This is a genomic window from Enterobacter sp. 118C5, assembly GCF_034107645.1.
GTDB classification, from domain to species: domain Bacteria; phylum Pseudomonadota; class Gammaproteobacteria; order Enterobacterales; family Enterobacteriaceae; genus Enterobacter; species Enterobacter nematophilus.
The window spans coordinates 129892-148126 of record NZ_JAWNEU010000005.1 but is presented as its reverse complement, the minus strand read 5'-3'; the positions used below and the strand labels follow the sequence as shown (position 1 = coordinate 148126).

Here is an 18235-nt window from a genome sequence, read left to right as displayed (position 1 = left end):
AGGGAACGGTTTACTCCCTCTCCCTTTCAGGGAGAGGGCTGGGGTGAGGGTGGTGTCGACACCACGCCGCCCGTCATCGTCTGCTGCACCTGCTGTTTATCCATATTCACCGCGTTCAGCTTGCCGTTCACCGTCGGCTTCAGCGGAGCATTCGCCTGCACGCTGCCGCTGGCGGTCATCTGAATATTGCCGTCGCCCGTAATCGGTAACGCAGGCCATCCCCACTGCTGCAGCACGTTGAGCGGTACGCCGCGCCCGTTCAGGCTCACCGTGGTCTGCCGCTGTGGCAGCTGTGAAACCGTCGCCGTGGCTTCCAGAATCCCTTTCTCGGTAAAGGCGCTCAGGTCGGTAATGTTCACCGTGGCGGCGTTAGCATTCAGCGCCAGCGACGGCCGGCGCACGTCCACGCGGTTAAAGGTCGCCGCCGCGCCGTTTAATGTTGCGCTGCCGCCCCAGACGCCCCACTGGCGATCTTTCGCCAGCTGCAGGTTTGCGCCATAGCCGTCCAGGGAGGTGATCTGCCACGGGAAAGCGGGATCGATGTCGATCACCAGGTTGCGGCTCAGGCCGAATTTTTGCAGCGTGACGCTGTTCAGCCACTCCGGCAGCGGTTCCATCCACAGCGTTTTCCAGTTCTGCGGCAGGGTGTATTCCAGCCCGGCGATGGCAACATCGTCCAGCACCAGCGCTTTGCCGTCGCGCAGCCAGTTGCCGGACGTGCGCACCATGCCGCCCTCCCAGCGGGAGGTGAACTGACGCAGCGCTATGCCCTGCGGGGAAAACTCCGCATTCAGGATCGGGTCAAACAGATGCAGCGAGCCGTAGATAAACTCGCTGGCGTTCATGGACAGGCGGCCTTCCTGGCTCTGCCAGTCGCCTTTGCTCAGCGTCAGGTTGCGCAGGCTTAAGTCGAGATCGGTCACCGCCCAGTCCGGGCCCTGCAGGCGGGCGTCGGTGACTTCCAGACGGCCAATCTGTAAAGAGGGAATGGTGGCCAGCGGCGCGAAGAACGCCTTCAGCGTTTTGTCGCTCTGCAGGCGGATCTCGTTCAGGCGCATGGTGTCGATAATCCAGCTTCCGTCGGCGTTGCGCAGGGCGGAGCCGGTGAGCGAGCCACGGGCCATATCGGCACCAATGGTGTTCAGCACCACCTCCTTGCCGTTCAGCCGGCCTTCGATCAGCACGTTGGTGGCCGGTACGCCGTTCAGGGTGAGCGAGCCTGCGCTCATCTGGATGTGCGCGTTTTTACCCAGCACGTTGCCTGCTTCCGGCTGCCACGGGCTGACGCCGCCCGTGACCTTCTGCGCGCTCAGGTCCCATTCGGTATTCGGGCTGTTAAAGGCCATGTTGTTCAGCTGCAGACGATCGGCCTGGAAGGGCAGCGGCGCCGTTTGAGGCGAGAGATTCAGCGTACCGTCGAACAGGGTGATGGTGCCCATATGCAGCGGATCGGTGATCTGACGGCTGCTCAGGCCAATATCGACTTTTTTGGCAACTAATGTGGCGGGTTTACCGTCCCGTCCAAAGGTGACATTTTCCAGAATGAGGTGGGAAGGGGACGAAAAGCGGTGATTCATCTTATCGAAACTGAGTTCGTAGTCGGTATTCACCGTTATCCAGCTGCTGACCTGAGCCGCGCCCCAGCGGGTCTGGAGCAAAATATAGAACGCCAGCAGCACAATAAGCAGGGCTACCAGAAGATAGACGAGTAGCTTTCCAATAAATTTCATGGTCTTCCATCCCGCGAAACGAACATAAGGGAGTTATGCACGATTTATGCGCAATGCTCAAGGCGGGAATGGTGTAATTAGATGTCACGGCAGGCATTGACTGCCTGCCGTGAGGGAGATCAGTTCTTCTCAGGCGGGAAAACGAGGTTCAGCACGATAGCGGTGATGCCACCGGCGGCGATGCCGGACGAGAGCAGGTTTTTCACCCAGTCAGGCGCAAACTGCAGGATCAGCGGCTGCTGGGAAACGCCCAGACCAACGGCCAGCGACAGCGCGATAATCATGATCGCGCGGCGGTTCAGCGGCTCGCGGGAGACGATACGCACGCCGGAGGCCGCGATAGTCCCGAACATCACCAGCGTTGCGCCGCCCAGCACCGGCTCAGGGATGTGCTGCACAAAGCCGCTCACCGCCGGGAACAGGCCGAGGACGATCAGCATCAGCGCCACCACGAAACCAACGTAGCGGCTGGCCACGCCGGTCAGCTGGATCACGCCGTTGTTCTGGCCGAAGCAGGAGTTCGGGAAGGTGTTGAATACCGCAGAGACAAACGAGTTCAGGCCGTTCGCCAGCACGCCGCCTTTCAGGCGCTTCATGTACAGCGGGCCGGACACCGGCTGCTCGGAGACGTCGGAGGTGGCGGTGATATCACCGATGGTTTCCAGAGAGGTGATCATAAAGACCAGCATCAGCGGCAGGAGCAGGCCCCAGTCAATGCCCAGGCCGTAGTAAAGCGGCGTTGGGACGGTGATCAGCGCGCTGTTGGTCGGCGCGGTGTTTTCCGGCAGCATGCCCAGCGCCCACGCCAGCAGATAGCCCGCCGCCATGGCGATCACCAGTGAGGCCACGCGCAGGTAAGGGTTACGCTGACGGTTAAGCAGAATGATAATCGCCAGCACCACGCCCGCCAGCAGCAGGTTTTTCGGCGCGCCGAAGGTGTGGTCGCTCATTGCCGCGTAGCCGCCGCCGATGGAGGTGAGGCCCACCTGAATCAGCGACAGGCCGATAATCATAACGACGACGCCGGAAACCAGTGGGGTGATCACGCGGCGAGCCAGGTGCAGCACGCGGGAGATGACCATCTCCGTGCAGCTGGCCAGCATCAGCGTGCCGAACAGCGCTGCCATCATCGTCGGGACATCTGCGCCGCCGGTTTTCAGCGCCGTACCGCCCATGATCAGCGGCGCCACGAAGTTAAAGCTGGTGCCCTGAATTGACAATAATCCAGAGCCCACCGGACCCCAGGCTTTAATTTGAATAATGGAGGCCACGCCGGAGGCGAACAGAGACATACTGATAATGTGCTGCGTGTCCTGAGCCGGTAAGCCGAGCGCCTGGCAAATCAGCAGCGCCGGGGTGATTACCGCGACAAACATTGCGAGAAGATGCTGGCAGGCGGCGAAAAGCGTCTGCGGCAGCGGCGGGCGGTCTTCAAGGCGGTAAATCAGTTCGCTATTTTGCTTCTGCGCAATCGGTTGCGCATCGGGCGACTCTATGCTGTTAACGGACATCGGCGGCAATCCCACGGTGGAAAAGCGGGCATTTTATCTGACCATCTGGTAAAAGCAAACGATTGCCAACAAAAAAAAGGAAGAAAATCTGCCGATGTGAGCAGGTTTTTTACAACCCATCGGAAAAAAAAATTACACTTTTTGCGCCGGGGGCTCATGACGAGCGCAACCCGGCCCAGGATAACGCCGCGTGTGTATGGAACACGCGCATAACAGGAGCCTTTTATGATTCATCTCGATACGTTGTCGACCCTTGTTGCCGCAACGCTGGTTCTTCTGCTTGGTCGCAAGCTGGTCCACAGCGTTTCCTTTCTGAAAAAATACACTATTCCTGAACCTGTCGCCGGCGGTCTGCTGGTGGCGCTGGCCCTGCTGATACTGAAAAAAAGCATGGGCTGGGAAATTGATTTTGATATGTCCCTGAAAGACCCGCTGATGCTGGCTTTCTTTGCCACCATCGGCCTGAACGCCAACCTGGCAAGCCTGCGCTCGGGCGGTAAGGTGCTCGGCGTGTTTCTGATTGTGGTGGTGGGGCTACTGCTGATGCAAAACGCCATTGGCATCGGTATGGCAACGCTGCTGGGGCTGGATCCGCTCATGGGGCTGCTGGCGGGGTCGATTACCCTTTCGGGCGGTCACGGTACCGGGGCCGCGTGGAGTAAGCTTTTCATCGAACGCTACGGGTTTGAAAACGCGACGGAAGTGGCGATGGCCTGCGCGACCTTTGGCCTGGTGCTGGGCGGCCTGATTGGCGGCCCGGTAGCGCGCTATCTGGTGAAGCACTCCACCACGCCGAACGGCAGACCGGACGATGAAATGGTGCCGACCGCGTTCGAAAAGCCGGACGTTGGCCGCAGTATTACCTCGCTGGTGATGATTGAAACCATCGCGATGATTGCCATCTGCCTGACCGTAGGCAAAGTGGTTGCGCAATGGCTGGCGGGCACTGCATTTGAACTGCCAACGTTCGTCTGCGTGCTGTTTATCGGGGTGATCCTGAGCAACGGTCTGGCGCTGATGGGCTTTTACCGCGTGTTTGACCGCGCGGTATCGGTGCTCGGCAACGTCTGCCTGTCGCTGTTCCTGGCGATGGCGCTGATGAGCCTGAAACTGTGGGAGCTGGCCTCGCTGGCGCTGCCGATGGTGGCGATTCTGGCGGTGCAGGCGCTGTTTATGGCGCTGTACGCCATGTTCGTGACCTGGCGCATGATGGGGAAAAACTATGATGCGGCGGTGCTGGCGGCGGGTCACTGCGGGTTTGGTCTGGGGGCTACCCCAACGGCTATCGCCAACATGCAGGCGATCACCGAACGGTTCGGGCCATCGCATATGGCGTTTCTGGTGGTCCCAATGGTTGGCGCATTCTTCATTGATATCGTCAACGCGCTGGTGATCAAGCTGTACCTGATGCTGCCGATATTTGCCTGAGATCAGGCGTTGGAATAGCGTTCGGTTTCCGGCATCCAGCGCTCAATTAACGCTGCCGCCTGTTCGGGGTAGCGTTCATGAATATGGCGCGCAAGGCGCTGAACTTCGGGGATCATGGCCTGATCGCGCAGTAAGTCCGCCACTTTGAATTCCGCATTTCCCGTCTGGCGCGTGCCCAGCAGTTCGCCCGGGCCGCGTATCTCCAGGTCTTTTTGCGCAATCACAAAGCCGTCGTTGCTGTCGCGCAGCACCTGCAGCCGCATCTGGGCGGTTTTTGAAAGCGGTGCTTTGTAAAGCAGCACGCAGTGCGACGCTACCGCGCCGCGGCCGACGCGCCCGCGCAGCTGGTGGAGCTGAGCAAGCCCCAGACGCTCCGGGTTTTCGATAATCATCAGGCTGGAGTTGGGCACGTCAACGCCCACTTCGATGACCGTCGTCGCGACCAGCAAATGCAGCTCCCCCTGTTTGAAGGACTGCATCACCGCCTGCTTCTCGGCAGGCTTCATGCGGCCGTGAACCAGGCCAACCTTCAGCTCGGGCAGCGCCAGCTTGAGCTCTTCCCACGTCGCTTCGGCGGCCTGCGCTTCCAGCAGCTCAGACTCTTCAATCAGGGTACAGACCCAGTAGGCCTGGCGCCCTTCATGGGTACAGGCGTTGCGCACGCGGTCGATGATATCGCTGCGGCGCGTATCCGGTATCGCAACCGTCGTCACCGGCGTTCGGCCCGGCGGCAGCTCGTCGATGGTGGAGGTATCCAGATCGGCATAGGCGGTCATCGCCAGGGTACGCGGGATCGGCGTGGCGGTCATGATCAGCTGATGCGGGTGGAAGCCCTGCTGCAGCCCTTTTTCCCACAGCGCCAGACGCTGATGCACGCCAAAGCGGTGCTGTTCGTCGATAATCACCAGCGCAAGGCCGTTAAACTGCACCTGCTCCTGGAAGATAGCGTGCGTGCCGACAATCATCTGCACCTGGCCGCTGGCGATGGCTTCCTGCTGCGCAAGTCGCGCTTTGCCTTTTTGCTTCCCGGCAAGCCAGCCCACCTCAATCCCGAGCGGCGCGAACCAGGCGCGGAAATTATTGGCGTGCTGCTCGGCCAGCAGTTCTGTCGGCGCCATCAGGGCGACCTGTTTGCCGTGGGCGATGGCGCGTAACGCGGCCAGGGCGGCAACCAGCGTTTTACCGGAGCCTACGTCGCCCTGCACCAGGCGCATCATCGGCACGTCGAGCGCCATATCGCGTTCAATCTCGGCGGTGACGCGCGTCTGCGCGCCGGTGGGCTTAAAGGGCAGAGAGGCCAGCAGCTTATCTTTGAGCACATCATTCGGGCTTAACGGCTGAGCGTGGAAACGCTGTGCGCCGGCGCGAAGCGCCAGCATGCTCAGGTTATGCGCCAGTAATTCCTCAAGGATAAGACGCCGTTGGGCGGGATGTTTGCCGCTTTCTAAATCGCTGAGCAGCAGCGTTGGCGGCGGGCGGTGCAGGGTGCGCAGCGCTTCTGGCAGGCTCATCATCCCTTGAGCCAGTTCTGGCGGCAGCAGCTCGGTAATGGCGCAAGTATCGAGCAGTTCAAGGGCCTGATCGGTGAGCTTACGCAGCGTCGCCTGCTTAATGCCTTCGGTCGTCGGGTAAACCGGCGTGAGCGTCTCCTGCAGCTCCGGCGTGCTGAGATCGCCCTGCACGCGGTACTCCGGGTGGATCATCTCCGCGCCGTATTTCCCGCGCTTGGCTTCGCCATAGGCCAGCACCCTGCGGCCCGTCGCCAGGCTGTTTTTCATCGCCGCGCTGAAGTTGAAAAAACGCATGGTGAGGATGCCGGTGCCGTCGCTGATCTGACAGGTCATCATCCGGCGTCCGCCGAAAGTGATATTGCAGTTCAGGACTTCGCCTTCAACGGTGGCGTAAATGGCGGGAAGCAGATCGCCAATCTTGTAGAGCTGGGTGCGGTCTTCGTAACGCAGGGGAAGGTGAAGCAGGAGATCCTGCACGGTGTGCAGGCCAATTTTTGCCAGCTTATTGCTTTGCGCCGCGCCCACGCCCGTCAGGCTGTTGAGCGGGATAGCATCCAGCAGGCGGCCTTTCATCGGTTACCCGGCGTATTGCATGGTGGCCCACCACTCGGCATCGGCTTCAATCTCGCCCTGCGCGTTGACGTGGGGGTAAGGCAATTTTTTCTGCTTCGCAACGCGTGCCAGCACCGGATAACCTCCTTCAAACAGCAGGCGCTGCTGTTCCTCTTCCGGCAGCATGCTGTTGCTGCGCTCGTACATCCCGGCATTCTGACGCTGGCGCTGCGCTTCATACAGAATGAGCGCGGACGCCACGGAGACGTTAAGGGACTGGACCATGCCGATCATCGGAATGATGATGTCCCGATCCGCCAGATCCAGCGCTTCCTGGGAGATCCCGGTTTTCTCCTGACCCATCAAAATGCAGGTCGGGCGGGTGTAGTCGATCTCGCGGAAATCCACGGCCTTAACGGACAGGTTTGTCGCCAGGATCTGCATCCCGCGTCCTTTCAGATGCGATACGGCATCGCCAATCGTCTGGTGAGATTTGACGGATACCCAACTGTTACTGCCTGCGGCAGCAGAGACCATGGTTCGCATCCGGTGACCCGGCCAGACGGAGTGCACTTCATGCACGCCGACGGCATCTGCGGTACGGACGATGGCAGAGACGTTATGAGGTTTATGCACCTGCTCCATGCAGACCGTCAGGTCAGGCTGACGTCTGGCGAGCATTTCGCAGATACGGGCATAACGTTGTGAATTCATAAACCTAGTTTCGGTTTCGGGTGACTTTAATCACGTCCGGCATGACGCGGATCTTGCGCATAATGTTCGCCAGATGCACGCGGTCACGAGCGGTCAGACGAATAAAGGCGCTATAGACGCGGCCGTCTTTTTCTTCCGTATTCAGGCTCTGAATGTTGGACGAGGCCGTGTTGATTGCTGCCGTCAGGTTCGCCAGGGCACCCTGGTGGTTGAACATATCCACCTTAATTTCGGTGATAAACTCCTGCGCTGTCTCTTTATCCCACTCGACCGCCATAAACTTCTCGGCTTCTTTCTGGTAGCCGCGAATGTTACGACAGGATTCATGGTGGATAACCAGCCCTTTGCCCGGGCTGACGTGCGCAATAATCGGGTCGCCAGGAATTGGACGGCAACATTTTGCGAAGGTGATCAGCACCCCGTCCGCGCCTTTGATCGGCAGATGGGCATGGCCGGATGCGCCTGGAGCAGAAGGCGTCGCTTCACCCTGCTGTAGGTTTTTCGCTACTACAACGCTCATCGCGTTACCCAGACCAATTTCCGCCAGCAGATCGTCCAGAGACGTGAGCTTCATACGGTCGAGTTCACGCTGGATATGCTCCGGTGGGATCTCAGCCAGCTTGCGGCTGCCGCCCAGCGCGTGGTTGAGCAGACGACGCCCCAGGCTGACGGAGTCATCGCGCTTGAGGTTTTTCAACAGCTGACGAATTTTGGCGCGCGCTTTGGAGCTCACGACAAAGTTCAGCCAGGCCGCGTTCGGACGTGCGCCCGGTGCGGTAATAATTTCGACCGTCTGGCCGCTGGAGAGCGGCTGTGACAGCGGATAAGGCTGTCTGTCGACGCGTGCGCCCACGCAGGCGTGCCCGATATCGGTATGCACGGCGTAAGCGAAGTCGACCGGCGTTGCGCCCGCAGGCAGTTCGACAATGCGGCCTTCTGGGGTGAAAACGTAAATCTCATCCGGGAAGAGATCGGATTTAACGCTCTCGATAAATTCGAACGAGCTACCCGCACTCTGCTGAAGCTCCAGCAGGCTCTGCATCCAGCGCTGGGCGCGGATTTGTGCGGTCGTGCTGCTTTCTCCACCGTGCTCTTTGTAAGCCCAGTGTGCGGCTACACCCATCTCTGCCATCTGGTCCATGTCTTCGGTGCGGATCTGCACTTCAACAGGCACGCCGTGCGGACCGATCATCGAGGTATGCAATGATTGATAGCCGTTCGCTTTCGGAATGGCGATGTAATCTTTCATGCGCCCCGGACGCGGTTTGTAGAGGCTATGCATCTGCCCCAGCACGCGATAACAGGTGTCCGAGTCATGGACGATCACGCGGAACGCGTAAATATCCATGATCGAGTGAAAACGCTGCTCTTTGAGCACCATTTTGCAGTAGATGGAGTACAGATGTTTTTCGCGACCGCTGACGCGGCACGGGATTCCCGCTTCCTGCAAACGCCCTTCAATTTCAGAGAGGATCTTTTGAATCATCTCTTTACGGTTACCGCGTGCGGCTTTCACCACCTCTTTAATCACGCGATAGCGGTTCGGGTACAACGCTTCAAAGCCCAGCTCTTCCAGCTCGGTTTTAATGTGGTGGATACCTAAACGGTGCGCCAGCGGACTGTAAATTTCGAGGGTTTCACGGGCAATGCGGCGACGTTTATCCGGGCGAAGTGAGCCCAGCGTGCGCATATTATGGGTACGGTCAGCGAGTTTGATGAGAATGACGCGGATATCCTGCACCATCGCCATAATCATCTTGCGGAAGTTTTCGGCTTGCGCCTCTTTCTTATCGCGGAATTTCAGCTTATCAAGCTTAGAGACCCCTTCCACCAGCTCGGCAACGCTTTTGCCAAACAGCTGTTCCATATCCTGGTAGGTGGCAGGGGTATCTTCGATCACGTCGTGCAGCAGGGCGGCCATCAGCGTTTCGTAGTCGAGTTTCATCTCGGCCAGAATACAGGCTACCGCAACCGGGTGCGTGATGTAGGGTTCACCGCTTGAACGTGTCTGGCCCTCGTGAGCGTCACGTGCAACGAGATACGCCTGCTGAAGACGCTTAATCTGGTCTTCAGGCAGGTAGGTTTGAATCAGTTGATTCAGGCTTTCAAACAGATACAAGGGCGACCCGCAGGTTTAATTAACGACGACCTTCAGCAATGGCGGTTACGGCCTGCAGTTCTGCGGCTTCCTGCTCTTGCTGCTCCTGGCGCTCACGCACGTCGAGGATCTGGTTGTTGATCAGACCTTCTTCGATTTCGCGAAGTGCAATAACGGTGGTTTTATCGTTTTCTTCCGGTACCAGCGGATCTTTACCGCCTACCTGCATCTGACGAGCGCGACGCGCGGCGACCAGCACCAGGTCAAAACGGTTACCAATTTTCTCTACAGCGTCCTGAACAGTTACGCGTGCCATACTTAAAATGCTCCACAGGTGAAGAAATGACTGGGCATGATACTGAAAGTGGGTTCAGTCTGCCAACAGTTTGGTGATTAATGCGTCATGTCGCTGCTTCTGGCGGCTCATACGCAGTCGTTCTGCGCGAAGAATGGTTTTGAGATCGCTCAGCGCGGCATCAAAATCATCATTCACAATAAGGTAATCATATTCCGCGTAATGGCTCATTTCTGCAACTGCCTGTTCCATACGCTTTGCGATGACTTCTTCACTGTCCTGACCGCGGCCACGCAGGCGGCGATCCAGCTCATCTTTCGACGGCGGTAAAATAAAGATACTGCGCGAGTCAGGCATTTTCTTGCGAATTTGCTGTGCGCCCTGCCAGTCGATGTCGAGGAACACATTCACGCCCGTCGCCAGTACCTGCTCAATGGTTTCACGCGAGGTGCCGTAGTAGTTACCGAACACTTCAGCGTGTTCAAGAAACGCGTCTCTGCCGATCATTGCTCTGAACTCGTCGTGATCCACAAAGAAATAGTGTTCACCGTGCACTTCACCCGGGCGCGGCGCTCGCGTGGTGTGAGAAACAGAAACCTGTGTGTCGTACAACGGTTGGGTTTTTAACAGTGCCTGAATAAGGCTGGATTTACCCGCGCCACTAGGGGCAGAAACAATATAAAGCGTGCCTTGAGCCATGAGAGTCTTTTGTATGTGTTAACGAAGAAGTCCTACATACGGGCTTATTATACACGTCGCCGCAGTGTGACGTAGCCTTTGTCACACTTTTTACCCTGGATTATTGAATTTTGCGTACCGTTTTCAGGTTTTACCTGCGGTTTGCAGCAATAAAAATTAACGCTGGATAGCGCCTCGCAGCGTGAAAGGTTGCTATTAGCGTCGTTTCTCACGCCAGGTTATATCTCCTGCATTGCAAAGGAGGGGTAGCGATGTGGCGATGGATAAGCGGGTTAATGCTGTTGTGGTGTGGTTACGGGGCGGCGGTGTGTCCGGTGTGGTCACAGGCAAAAGCGGAAAAAGAGATTGCGTCATTAAGCGCACAAATCAAACGCTGGGATGAGGCTTACTGGAAGCAGGGGGTGAGCGAGGTCAGTGATGAAGTGTATGACCAGCTCAACGGACGTTTAAACCAGTGGCAGCGTTGTTTTGGCAACGATTTTGTTGAGAGCACCCTTCCTGCGCTGGAGGGAAACGTAAAACATCCTGTTGCCCATACGGGGGTACGTAAAGCAGCCAGCAAAGAAGCGCTGGGTCACTGGATGCACGGTCGAAAAAACCTCTGGATGCAGCCAAAAGTCGACGGCGTGGCGGTGACGCTGGTGTATCGCAACGGAAAGCTAGCGCGGGCCATTAGCCGTGGTAATGGGCTAAAAGGCGAGGACTGGACGGCCCGCGTGCGTTTGATCCCGTCCGTGCCTAAGGAGGTATCTGGCGCGCTGGCAAATAGCGTCTTACAGGGGGAGCTTTTCTGGCTACGCGAAAACCACGTCCAGCGGCAGATGGGTGGAATGAATGCACGCGCAAAAGTCGCGGGTGCGATGATGCGACAAAAGGACAACGGGCTTCTGAGCCAGACTGGAATATTTATCTGGGCCTGGCCGGATGGACCGAAGGGAATGGAAAACAGGCTTTCTGAGCTGTCCAGCGCAGGCTTTTCCCTGACGGCACGCTATACGCTACCCGTACAAACTATTGATGCTGTTGAAAAGCAGCGTTTGGCCTGGCAAAACACGGCATTACCCTTTGCCACGGATGGCATAGTGGTTCGGTCTGCGGAGTCTCCTTCAGGGGAGGGTTGGCTGCCCGGCGAAGGCAACTGGGTCATCGCATGGAAATATTCGCCTGCGGCGCAGGTCGCAGAGATCAGGGATATTCGTTTTTCCGTGGGGCGCACGGGCAAAATTTCTGTCGTGGCGGCACTTGAGCCTGTGCAGCTGGACGATAAACAGGTGCAGCGAGTGAGCCTGGGGTCGGTTGGGCGCTGGCAGAGGCTGGATATTGCCCCGGGCGATCAGATCCTGGTCAGCCTGGCCGGGCAGGGTATCCCCCGGTTTGATAAGGTGGTCTGGCGAGGAGCGGACAGACAAAAACCAGAGCCTCCGGCCTCGCGTTATCACTCCCTGAGCTGCTTTTATGCCTCGCAGGAGTGTATGGAACAGTTTTTTGCCCGGCTGACGTGGCTCAGTTCTAAGCAGGTATTCAACATTGAAGGGTTAGGTGAGTCAGGCTGGCGGATGCTCTGGCAGGCGCATCATTTTGAACATCTCTTTTCGTGGCTGCTGTTAACGCAGGAGCAGCTGCAGTCGACGCCGGGGTTCTCCGCAGCGCGCGGGCTAGCGCTCTGGCATCGCTTTAATCAGGTGCGTGAGCAGCCTTTTACCCGCTGGATTATGGCGCTGGGTGTTCCGCTACCGCAGGCGTCGCTGAAGGCGTTGGGGGAGGTGTCCTGGCAGAAGATGAGCGAACGTAGCGCAAAGGCATGGCAGACCTTACCGGGGACGGGAGAGGAGAAGGCGCGGCAAATCGTTAGCTGGCTGCACGCGCCAGAGATTGATGTGCTGGTCAGGTGGCTTGCCCGGCAGCACATCAACGGATTCTGAGATTAGTGAGCGCCGTGCTTGTAGTGAAAGACGGGCAGCCCGAGCTTCAGACGCAGCGCCAGCATGCGGGCCGTAAAGCCAAACAGCAGCGTGGAGATGACCACCACGTCGTGGTTTGAAACGTAATGCTGCAGGGCAATGTAGAGTACCGCTGCGGCGAAGGAGATGCCGGCGTACAGCTCTTTTTGGAAGACCAAGGGAATGCGTTTGCAGAACATATCGCGCAGCACGCCGCCGAAAACGCCCGTTACCACGGCAGCAATGGTGGCGATAACCGGGCCTTCCCCCATATCGAGCGCGATTTGCGCGCCGATGATGGAAAAGACGATCAGCCCCAGCGCATCAAGCACCAGGAACAGACGGCGAAGATGAGGCATAACGGGTGCCACTATGGTGGTTAATACGGCAGCCGTTGCGACGATAATCACATACTCAGGATGCTTCACCCAGCCGAGCGGGTAATGGCCAAGCAGGATGTCGCGCACGGAACCACCGCCCAGCGCGGTTGCAGTGGCAATAATGATCACGCCGAAGGTGTCCATCCGGCGACGCCCGGCGGCGAGAGCGCCAGTCATGGCTTCTGCGGTGATACCAATGAGATAAAGAATGTGAAGCAGCATATACCCTCCGGTGTGAACGCGGAAAGGTTAGCGATTTGTGCGCAAGATCACGATTGAGATTTTCTAAGGTGATGGGATTTCACCTATAAAATTTAATCAATACACGTTGAATATCTTTGATACTTGGCTGGTGAATTAGAAAAGAGAGGGAAATTCGGATTAGAAATAATAATGGGTGGCGTCAGCCGACACCACCCAAAAAGCGATTACTCAATATTCTGGATCTGCTCGCGCATCTGCTCAATCAGAACCTTAAGTTCAATCGCTGAGTTGGTCACTTCAGCATTGATAGACTTAGACGCCAGAGTGTTCGACTCGCGGTTGAACTCCTGCATCATAAAGTCCAGGCGGCGGCCTACAGCTTCCTTCTTCTTCAGGATGTTATAGGTCTCTTTCACGTGCGCTTCCAGACGATCCAGCTCTTCGGCCACGTCAACGCGCTGCGCCATCAGCACCAGCTCTTGTTCCAGACGGGTGTTTTCCAGCTGAACTTCCGCTTCTTCCAGCTTGGCGACCAGACGCTCGCGCTGCCATTGCAGCACTTCCGGCATGTGGGTGCGGACTTTGGCTACTTCAGCGCTGACGCCTTCAAGACGCTGCTCAATCATCGCTTTCAGCGCCTGGCCTTCGGTTTCGCGGGCAACGATAAAATCGTCCAGCGTGCCGTCGAGGGCTGCCAGGATTTCAGCGGCAATGGCATCCAGATCCTGCTCACCGGCGGCCATGACCCCAGGCCAGCGCAGAATATCAACCGGGTTGATTTCGCCTTCATCGCTCTGCATTTTGACCCAGTTCGCCGCATTCACAAGCTGTTTCGCCAGCTTTTCGTTGAGGATCAGTTCGCCCTGCGCGCTGGCATCTGGCTCAAAGCGCAGGTTGCATTCCACTTTCCCGCGGGTCAGACGCGTACGGATACGCTCGCGCACCACAGGTTCAAGGCTGCGGAACTGTTCCGGCATACGGAAATATGTTTCCAGATAGCGCTGGTTTACCGAACGCATTTCCCAGGTAGCGCTACCCCAGCTACCCTTGATTTCACGCCGGGCGTAGGCGGTCATACTGCGGATCATAGACATTCCCGTTTTTAAAGGAGAGATGGGGGGATTATAGCTTTCGGGGGCTTCTCAGGATAGGAATAAGCGTCCTTTATCCGTATAATGCGCAGCCACATTCGTTTCAAGCCGGAGAATCCATCATGCGTCCATCAGGTCGTAGCGCCAATCAGGTGCGTCCCGTCACCCTGACCCGTAACTATACAAAACACGCTGAAGGCTCCGTGCTGGTTGAGTTTGGTGACACCAAAGTGCTGTGCACCGCGTCCATCGAAGAGGGCGTTCCGCGCTTTCTGAAAGGTCAGGGCCAGGGCTGGATCACCGCCGAGTACGGCATGCTGCCGCGCGCGACCCATACCCGTAACGCCCGTGAAGCGGCAAAGGGTAAGCAGGGTGGCCGTACTATGGAAATTCAGCGTCTTATCGCGCGTGCGCTGCGCGCCGCCGTTGACCTGAAAACTCTCGGTGAATTCACGATTACTCTGGACTGCGACGTGATTCAGGCAGATGGCGGCACGCGTACCGCGTCCATTACCGGTGCCTGCGTGGCGCTGGCCGATGCCCTGAACAAGCTGGTTGCAGTCGGTAAGCTGAAAACCAACCCTATGAAAGGGATGGTCGCGGCGGTTTCCGTGGGGATCGTTAACGGTGAAGCGCTTTGCGATCTGGAATACGTTGAAGATTCCGCCGCCGAGACCGACATGAACGTGGTGATGACCGAAGATGGCCGCATCATTGAAGTGCAGGGCACGGCGGAAGGCGAGCCGTTCACTCACGAAGAACTTCTCTCCCTGCTGGCGTTGGCCCGAGGGGGAATCGAATCCATTGTAACGACGCAAAAAGCGGCGTTAGAAAATTGATTTTAAAGGCGACCAGTGAGTCGCCTTTTTTTTGCCTGTAAGACAGAAAAAACCAAAGGAGCGAATCCATGAAATCGTATCAGCGCCAGTTTATTGAGTTTGCGATTAATAAACAGGTACTTAAGTTTGGCGAATTTACGCTGAAATCCGGGCGTAAGAGCCCCTATTTCTTCAACGCCGGGCTGTTTAATACCGGGCGCGATCTGGCACTGTTAGGCCGTTTCTATGCCGAAGCGCTGGTGGATTCCGGAATTGATTTTGACCTGCTGTTTGGCCCGGCCTACAAAGGCATTCCAATTGCGACGACCACTGCAGTCGCGCTGGCAGAACACCATGACCGTGACGTGCCGTACTGCTTTAACCGCAAAGAGGCCAAAACCCACGGCGAAGGCGGTAATCTTGTGGGCAGCGCGCTGCAGGGCCGCGTGATGCTGGTCGACGACGTGATTACCGCAGGCACCGCGATCCGTGAATCTATGGAGATTATCCAGGCCAACGGTGCGACGCTGGCTGGCGTGCTGATTTCTCTGGATCGTCAGGAGCGTGGTCGCGGCGATATCTCTGCTATCCAGGAAGTAGAGCGTGATTACAGCTGCAAAGTGACCTCTATCATCACCCTGAAAGACCTGATTGCGTATCTGGAAGAGAAGCCAGAGATGGCGGATCATCTGGCGGCGGTTCGGGCGTATCGCGAAGAGTTTGGCGTGTAATTGAATTGCCCGGCGGCGCGACGCTTACCGGGCCTGCGGTGCTACTGCAGCTGCGCTGCCACTAACGGCCAGCGGGCGTCAAAATCGTCCGTTGGTCGGTATTTAAATTCGCTGCGCACAAAGCGGGAGAGCATGCCTTCACAAAACGCCAGGATCTGGCTTGCCAGCAATGTCTCATCCGTATTGTATCCTTCGCCTTCACGCATTTTCTTCTCGCGCAGCACCTGGCGCAGCTGTGCTTCAATACGCTCGAAAAGCTGATTGATGCGGCCCTGCAGCCTGTCCTGCTCAAACATCAGCGCGTGGCCGGTCAGGATACGGGTTAAACCCGGATTGCGTTCCCCAAAGCCCAGAATTAGCAGCACAATCAGACGCAGACGCGCGGTGGTGTCTTTTTCGTCCTTCAGAATCAGGTTAATGCGCGTAATCAGACTGTCTTCAATAAACTCGATCAGGCTGTCGAACATTTTTGTTTTGCTGGGGAAATGACGATACAGCGCCGCCTCAGACACGCCCACAGAGGCGGCCAGTTTGGCGGTGGTGATGCGTTGACTGCCATCGCTGGATTCAAGCATCAGAGCCAGAGATTGAAGTATTTCTTCGCGACGATTCCTTTTCGCGGTTTGTTTTTCTGCCATGTTACAAAATACCCCTGAAAAATAAGCACTTGCCAGGCTGGCATCCACACAGCGACCGCAAACTGACGTTTGCGGTTTGTTATTGCGTTATGGCGCTGCGAGATACGTGTGTGTCGGGCGGTTATTTGCGCCCGGAATGGCCGAAGCCGCCTTCGCCACGGTCGGTGGCATCAAAGTCTGCCACCAGGTTAAATTCTGCCTGTACCACCGGTACAAAAACCATCTGCGCGATACGCTCGCCCGGTTCAATGGTGAAGCTATCCTGGCCACGGTTCCAGACGGACACCATCAGCTGACCCTGGTAATCGGAGTCGATCAGGCCGACCAGGTTACCCAGCACAACGCCGTGCTTATGGCCCAGACCAGAGCGCGGCAGGATGACTGCCGCCAGAGACGGGTCAGCAATGTGGATCGCCAGGCCCGTCGGGATCAGGGTGGTGGCACCGGGCGCCAGTTCTACGGCGTCATCGAGACAGGCGCGCAGGTCAAGTCCGGCAGAGCCGGAGGTGGCATAGGTTGGCAGCGGGAATTGCTCGCCAACACGCGGGTCCAGAATCTTAACGTCGATTTTTTTCATCATAACGGGTAACGATCTCGTCCAGTAATTGTTGGCCCAGGAGTTCCTTGCGCTCAAGCGGTAAGATTTTATCTCCATCCTGCCAGAAAAGGTGCAGTGCGTTGCTGTCGCTATTAAATCCTTGCGTGGCCAGCGATACGTCGTTCGCGCAAATTAAATCGAGGTTTTTGCGGGTACGTTTTTGCCGGGCATATTCTTCCACATTATTCGTTTCTGCGGCAAATCCAACAACGTAAGGACGATGGCTTTTTAATGCGGCGACACCGGCAACAATGTCCGGGTTTTTCACCATTTTCAGTGTTAATTCATCGCCTTGCTTTTTGATTTTAGACTCGGCGATGGTCTCGGCACGATAGTCTGCCACGGCTGCACAGCCGATAAAAATCTGCTGGCGTTGCGCATGAGCCTGCACGGCGGCTTCCATCTCCAGCGCGGTGGTGACATTAATGCGCTGCACAAAAGGTGGCGTAGGTAGCGAGACCGGGCCGCTGACCAGCGTGACGTTAGCACCGCGTTTTGCCGCTGCGGCAGCAATTGCAAAGCCCATTTTGCCGGAGCTGTGGTTGGTGATGTAGCGCACCGGATCCAGCGGCTCGCGCGTCGGGCCCGCGGTAATCATGATGTTGAGATGTTGCAGGTCGTTGACAGGCGAGAAATGGGCGGCGGCCATATCGACAATCGTCAACGGGTCGAGCATACGCCCTGGGCCAACGTCGCCGCAGGCCTGGCTGCCGCTGTCCGGGCCCCAGATAAGCAGGCCGCGCGAGGCCAGCGTCTCCAGATTATGCTGAGTCGCGGCATTGCGGTACATCTGCTGGTTCATGGCGGGCACAACGGCGACGGGCGCAGGCGTCGCGAGGCAAATGGTCGAAACCAGATCGTTCGCCATACCGGCCGCCACGCGGGCAATTAAATCTGCCGTGGCAGGGGCAAGAATCACCAGATCGGCCCATTTACCAAGCTCAATATGCCCCATCGCGGCTTCGGCGGCCGGGTCGAGCAGGCTGTCAGATACCGGGTATCCTGAAACCGCCTGCAGGCTCAGAGGGGTGATAAAGGCTTTACCGCCTTCGGTTATCGCTACCCGCACGTCCGCCCCGCGCTCGCGCAGACGACGCACCAGCTCCGGCGCTTTATAGGCAGCAATGCCGCCGCTCACGCCAAGAACGATTTTTTTACCGGCCAGGCTCATCATGATTCTTTCCTGTTGGGTTTCACCAGAGAGCGGGCATTTTATCACAATCCCATATAGGGGGTGATGAAGTCCTTTATTCACTTTGCGAGGCGCTACGCAAGAACGAAACCTCAGCGTCGAGCC

The 18235-nt window shown here is 57.5% G+C and carries 16 protein-coding genes; 4 read left to right on the top strand and 12 right to left on the bottom strand.

The annotated features are described in order from the left end of the window. Nucleotides 1-26: 26 nt before the first annotated feature. Together UTO39_RS11815 and xanP are read right to left on the bottom strand one after the other, a co-directional pair. Nucleotides 27-1730 carry an AsmA family protein gene (locus UTO39_RS11815; protein ID WP_320727223.1) on the bottom strand — a complete coding sequence of 568 codons (1704 nt, stop codon included), beginning with the start codon at nt 1728-1730 and terminating at the stop codon, nt 27-29. Nucleotides 1731-1849: 119 nt separating this feature from the next. Beyond that, entirely contained in the window at nt 1850-3241 is a 1392-nt protein-coding gene (xanP, locus tag UTO39_RS11810; RefSeq protein WP_014830139.1) for a xanthine/proton symporter XanP, read from the bottom strand. Between the two features lie 225 nt (nt 3242-3466). On the opposite strand from xanP, the gene gltS reads away from it, so the two are divergent. After that, complete coding sequence (gene gltS / locus UTO39_RS11805) at nt 3467-4669, top strand: sodium/glutamate symporter (RefSeq protein WP_028015008.1); 1203 nt, start codon at nt 3467-3469, stop codon at nt 4667-4669. Between the two features lie 2 nt (nt 4670-4671). On the opposite strand, the gene recG is transcribed toward gltS, so the two are convergent. Genes recG through gmk form a run of 5 tightly spaced genes read right to left on the bottom strand, consistent with a single transcriptional unit; the run spans nt 4672 to nt 10538 of the window. Further along, nucleotides 4672-6753 carry an ATP-dependent DNA helicase RecG gene (gene recG, locus UTO39_RS11800; protein ID WP_320727222.1) on the bottom strand — a complete coding sequence of 694 codons (2082 nt, stop codon included), beginning with the start codon at nt 6751-6753 and terminating at the stop codon, nt 4672-4674. 3 nt (nt 6754-6756) lie between these two features. Further along, nucleotides 6757-7446: a tRNA (guanosine(18)-2'-O)-methyltransferase TrmH gene (gene trmH, locus UTO39_RS11795; protein WP_320727221.1), complete on the bottom strand. Its 690-nt coding sequence runs from the start codon at nt 7444-7446 to the stop codon at nt 6757-6759. A 4-nt stretch (nt 7447-7450) separates the two neighbouring features. Further along, a complete protein-coding gene (gene spoT, locus UTO39_RS11790) occupies nt 7451-9565 on the bottom strand; it encodes a bifunctional GTP diphosphokinase/guanosine-3',5'-bis pyrophosphate 3'-pyrophosphohydrolase (RefSeq protein WP_028015011.1) in 2115 nt (704 codons plus the stop codon). A gap of 19 nt (nt 9566-9584) precedes the next feature. Further along, a complete protein-coding gene (rpoZ, locus tag UTO39_RS11785; RefSeq protein ID WP_000135058.1) occupies nt 9585-9860 on the bottom strand; it encodes a DNA-directed RNA polymerase subunit omega in 276 nt (91 codons plus the stop codon). A 54-nt stretch (nt 9861-9914) separates the two neighbouring features. Next, nucleotides 9915-10538 (bottom strand): guanylate kinase, encoded by a 624-nt coding sequence (gene gmk, locus UTO39_RS11780; RefSeq protein WP_010426438.1) that lies wholly within the window; start codon nt 10536-10538, stop codon nt 9915-9917. A gap of 251 nt (nt 10539-10789) precedes the next feature. Here gmk and ligB point away from each other — a divergent pair, with 251 nt between their 5' ends. After that, a complete protein-coding gene (gene ligB / locus UTO39_RS11775) occupies nt 10790-12460 on the top strand; it encodes an NAD-dependent DNA ligase LigB (RefSeq protein WP_320727220.1) in 1671 nt (556 codons plus the stop codon). A gap of 2 nt (nt 12461-12462) precedes the next feature. Here ligB and UTO39_RS11770 read toward each other — a convergent pair whose 3' ends face one another. Together UTO39_RS11770 and UTO39_RS11765 are read right to left on the bottom strand one after the other, a co-directional pair. Beyond that, on the bottom strand, nt 12463-13080 hold the full coding sequence (locus UTO39_RS11770; RefSeq protein WP_061096641.1) for a trimeric intracellular cation channel family protein: 618 nt from the start codon (nt 13078-13080) through the stop codon (nt 12463-12465). 206 nt (nt 13081-13286) lie between these two features. Next, a complete protein-coding gene (locus tag UTO39_RS11765; RefSeq protein ID WP_061096640.1) occupies nt 13287-14150 on the bottom strand; it encodes a YicC/YloC family endoribonuclease in 864 nt (287 codons plus the stop codon). 125 nt (nt 14151-14275) lie between these two features. Between UTO39_RS11765 and rph the strand changes: the two genes are divergently transcribed. Both rph and pyrE read left to right on the top strand, forming a co-directional pair. Beyond that, nucleotides 14276-14992, top strand: a complete 717-nt coding sequence (gene rph / locus UTO39_RS11760; RefSeq protein WP_008502688.1) for a ribonuclease PH — start codon at nt 14276-14278, stop codon at nt 14990-14992. A gap of 68 nt (nt 14993-15060) precedes the next feature. Next, entirely contained in the window at nt 15061-15702 is a 642-nt protein-coding gene (pyrE, locus tag UTO39_RS11755) for an orotate phosphoribosyltransferase (protein ID WP_041911672.1), read from the top strand. 41 nt (nt 15703-15743) lie between these two features. Here pyrE and slmA read toward each other — a convergent pair whose 3' ends face one another. From slmA to coaBC, 3 genes are all read right to left on the bottom strand, one after another. Then, complete coding sequence (slmA, locus tag UTO39_RS11750; RefSeq protein WP_028015015.1) at nt 15744-16340, bottom strand: nucleoid occlusion factor SlmA; 597 nt, start codon at nt 16338-16340, stop codon at nt 15744-15746. 121 nt (nt 16341-16461) lie between these two features. Further along, complete coding sequence (gene dut, locus UTO39_RS11745; protein ID WP_015570042.1) at nt 16462-16920, bottom strand: dUTP diphosphatase; 459 nt, start codon at nt 16918-16920, stop codon at nt 16462-16464. Beyond that, the gene (coaBC, locus tag UTO39_RS11740) at nt 16898-18109 is read right to left on the bottom strand and encodes a bifunctional phosphopantothenoylcysteine decarboxylase/phosphopantothenate--cysteine ligase CoaBC (protein ID WP_151412695.1); all 1212 of its coding nucleotides are present in this window, start codon (nt 18107-18109) and stop codon (nt 16898-16900) included. The genes dut and coaBC overlap by 23 nt, the downstream gene beginning before the upstream one ends. Nucleotides 18110-18235 lie beyond the last annotated feature (126 nt).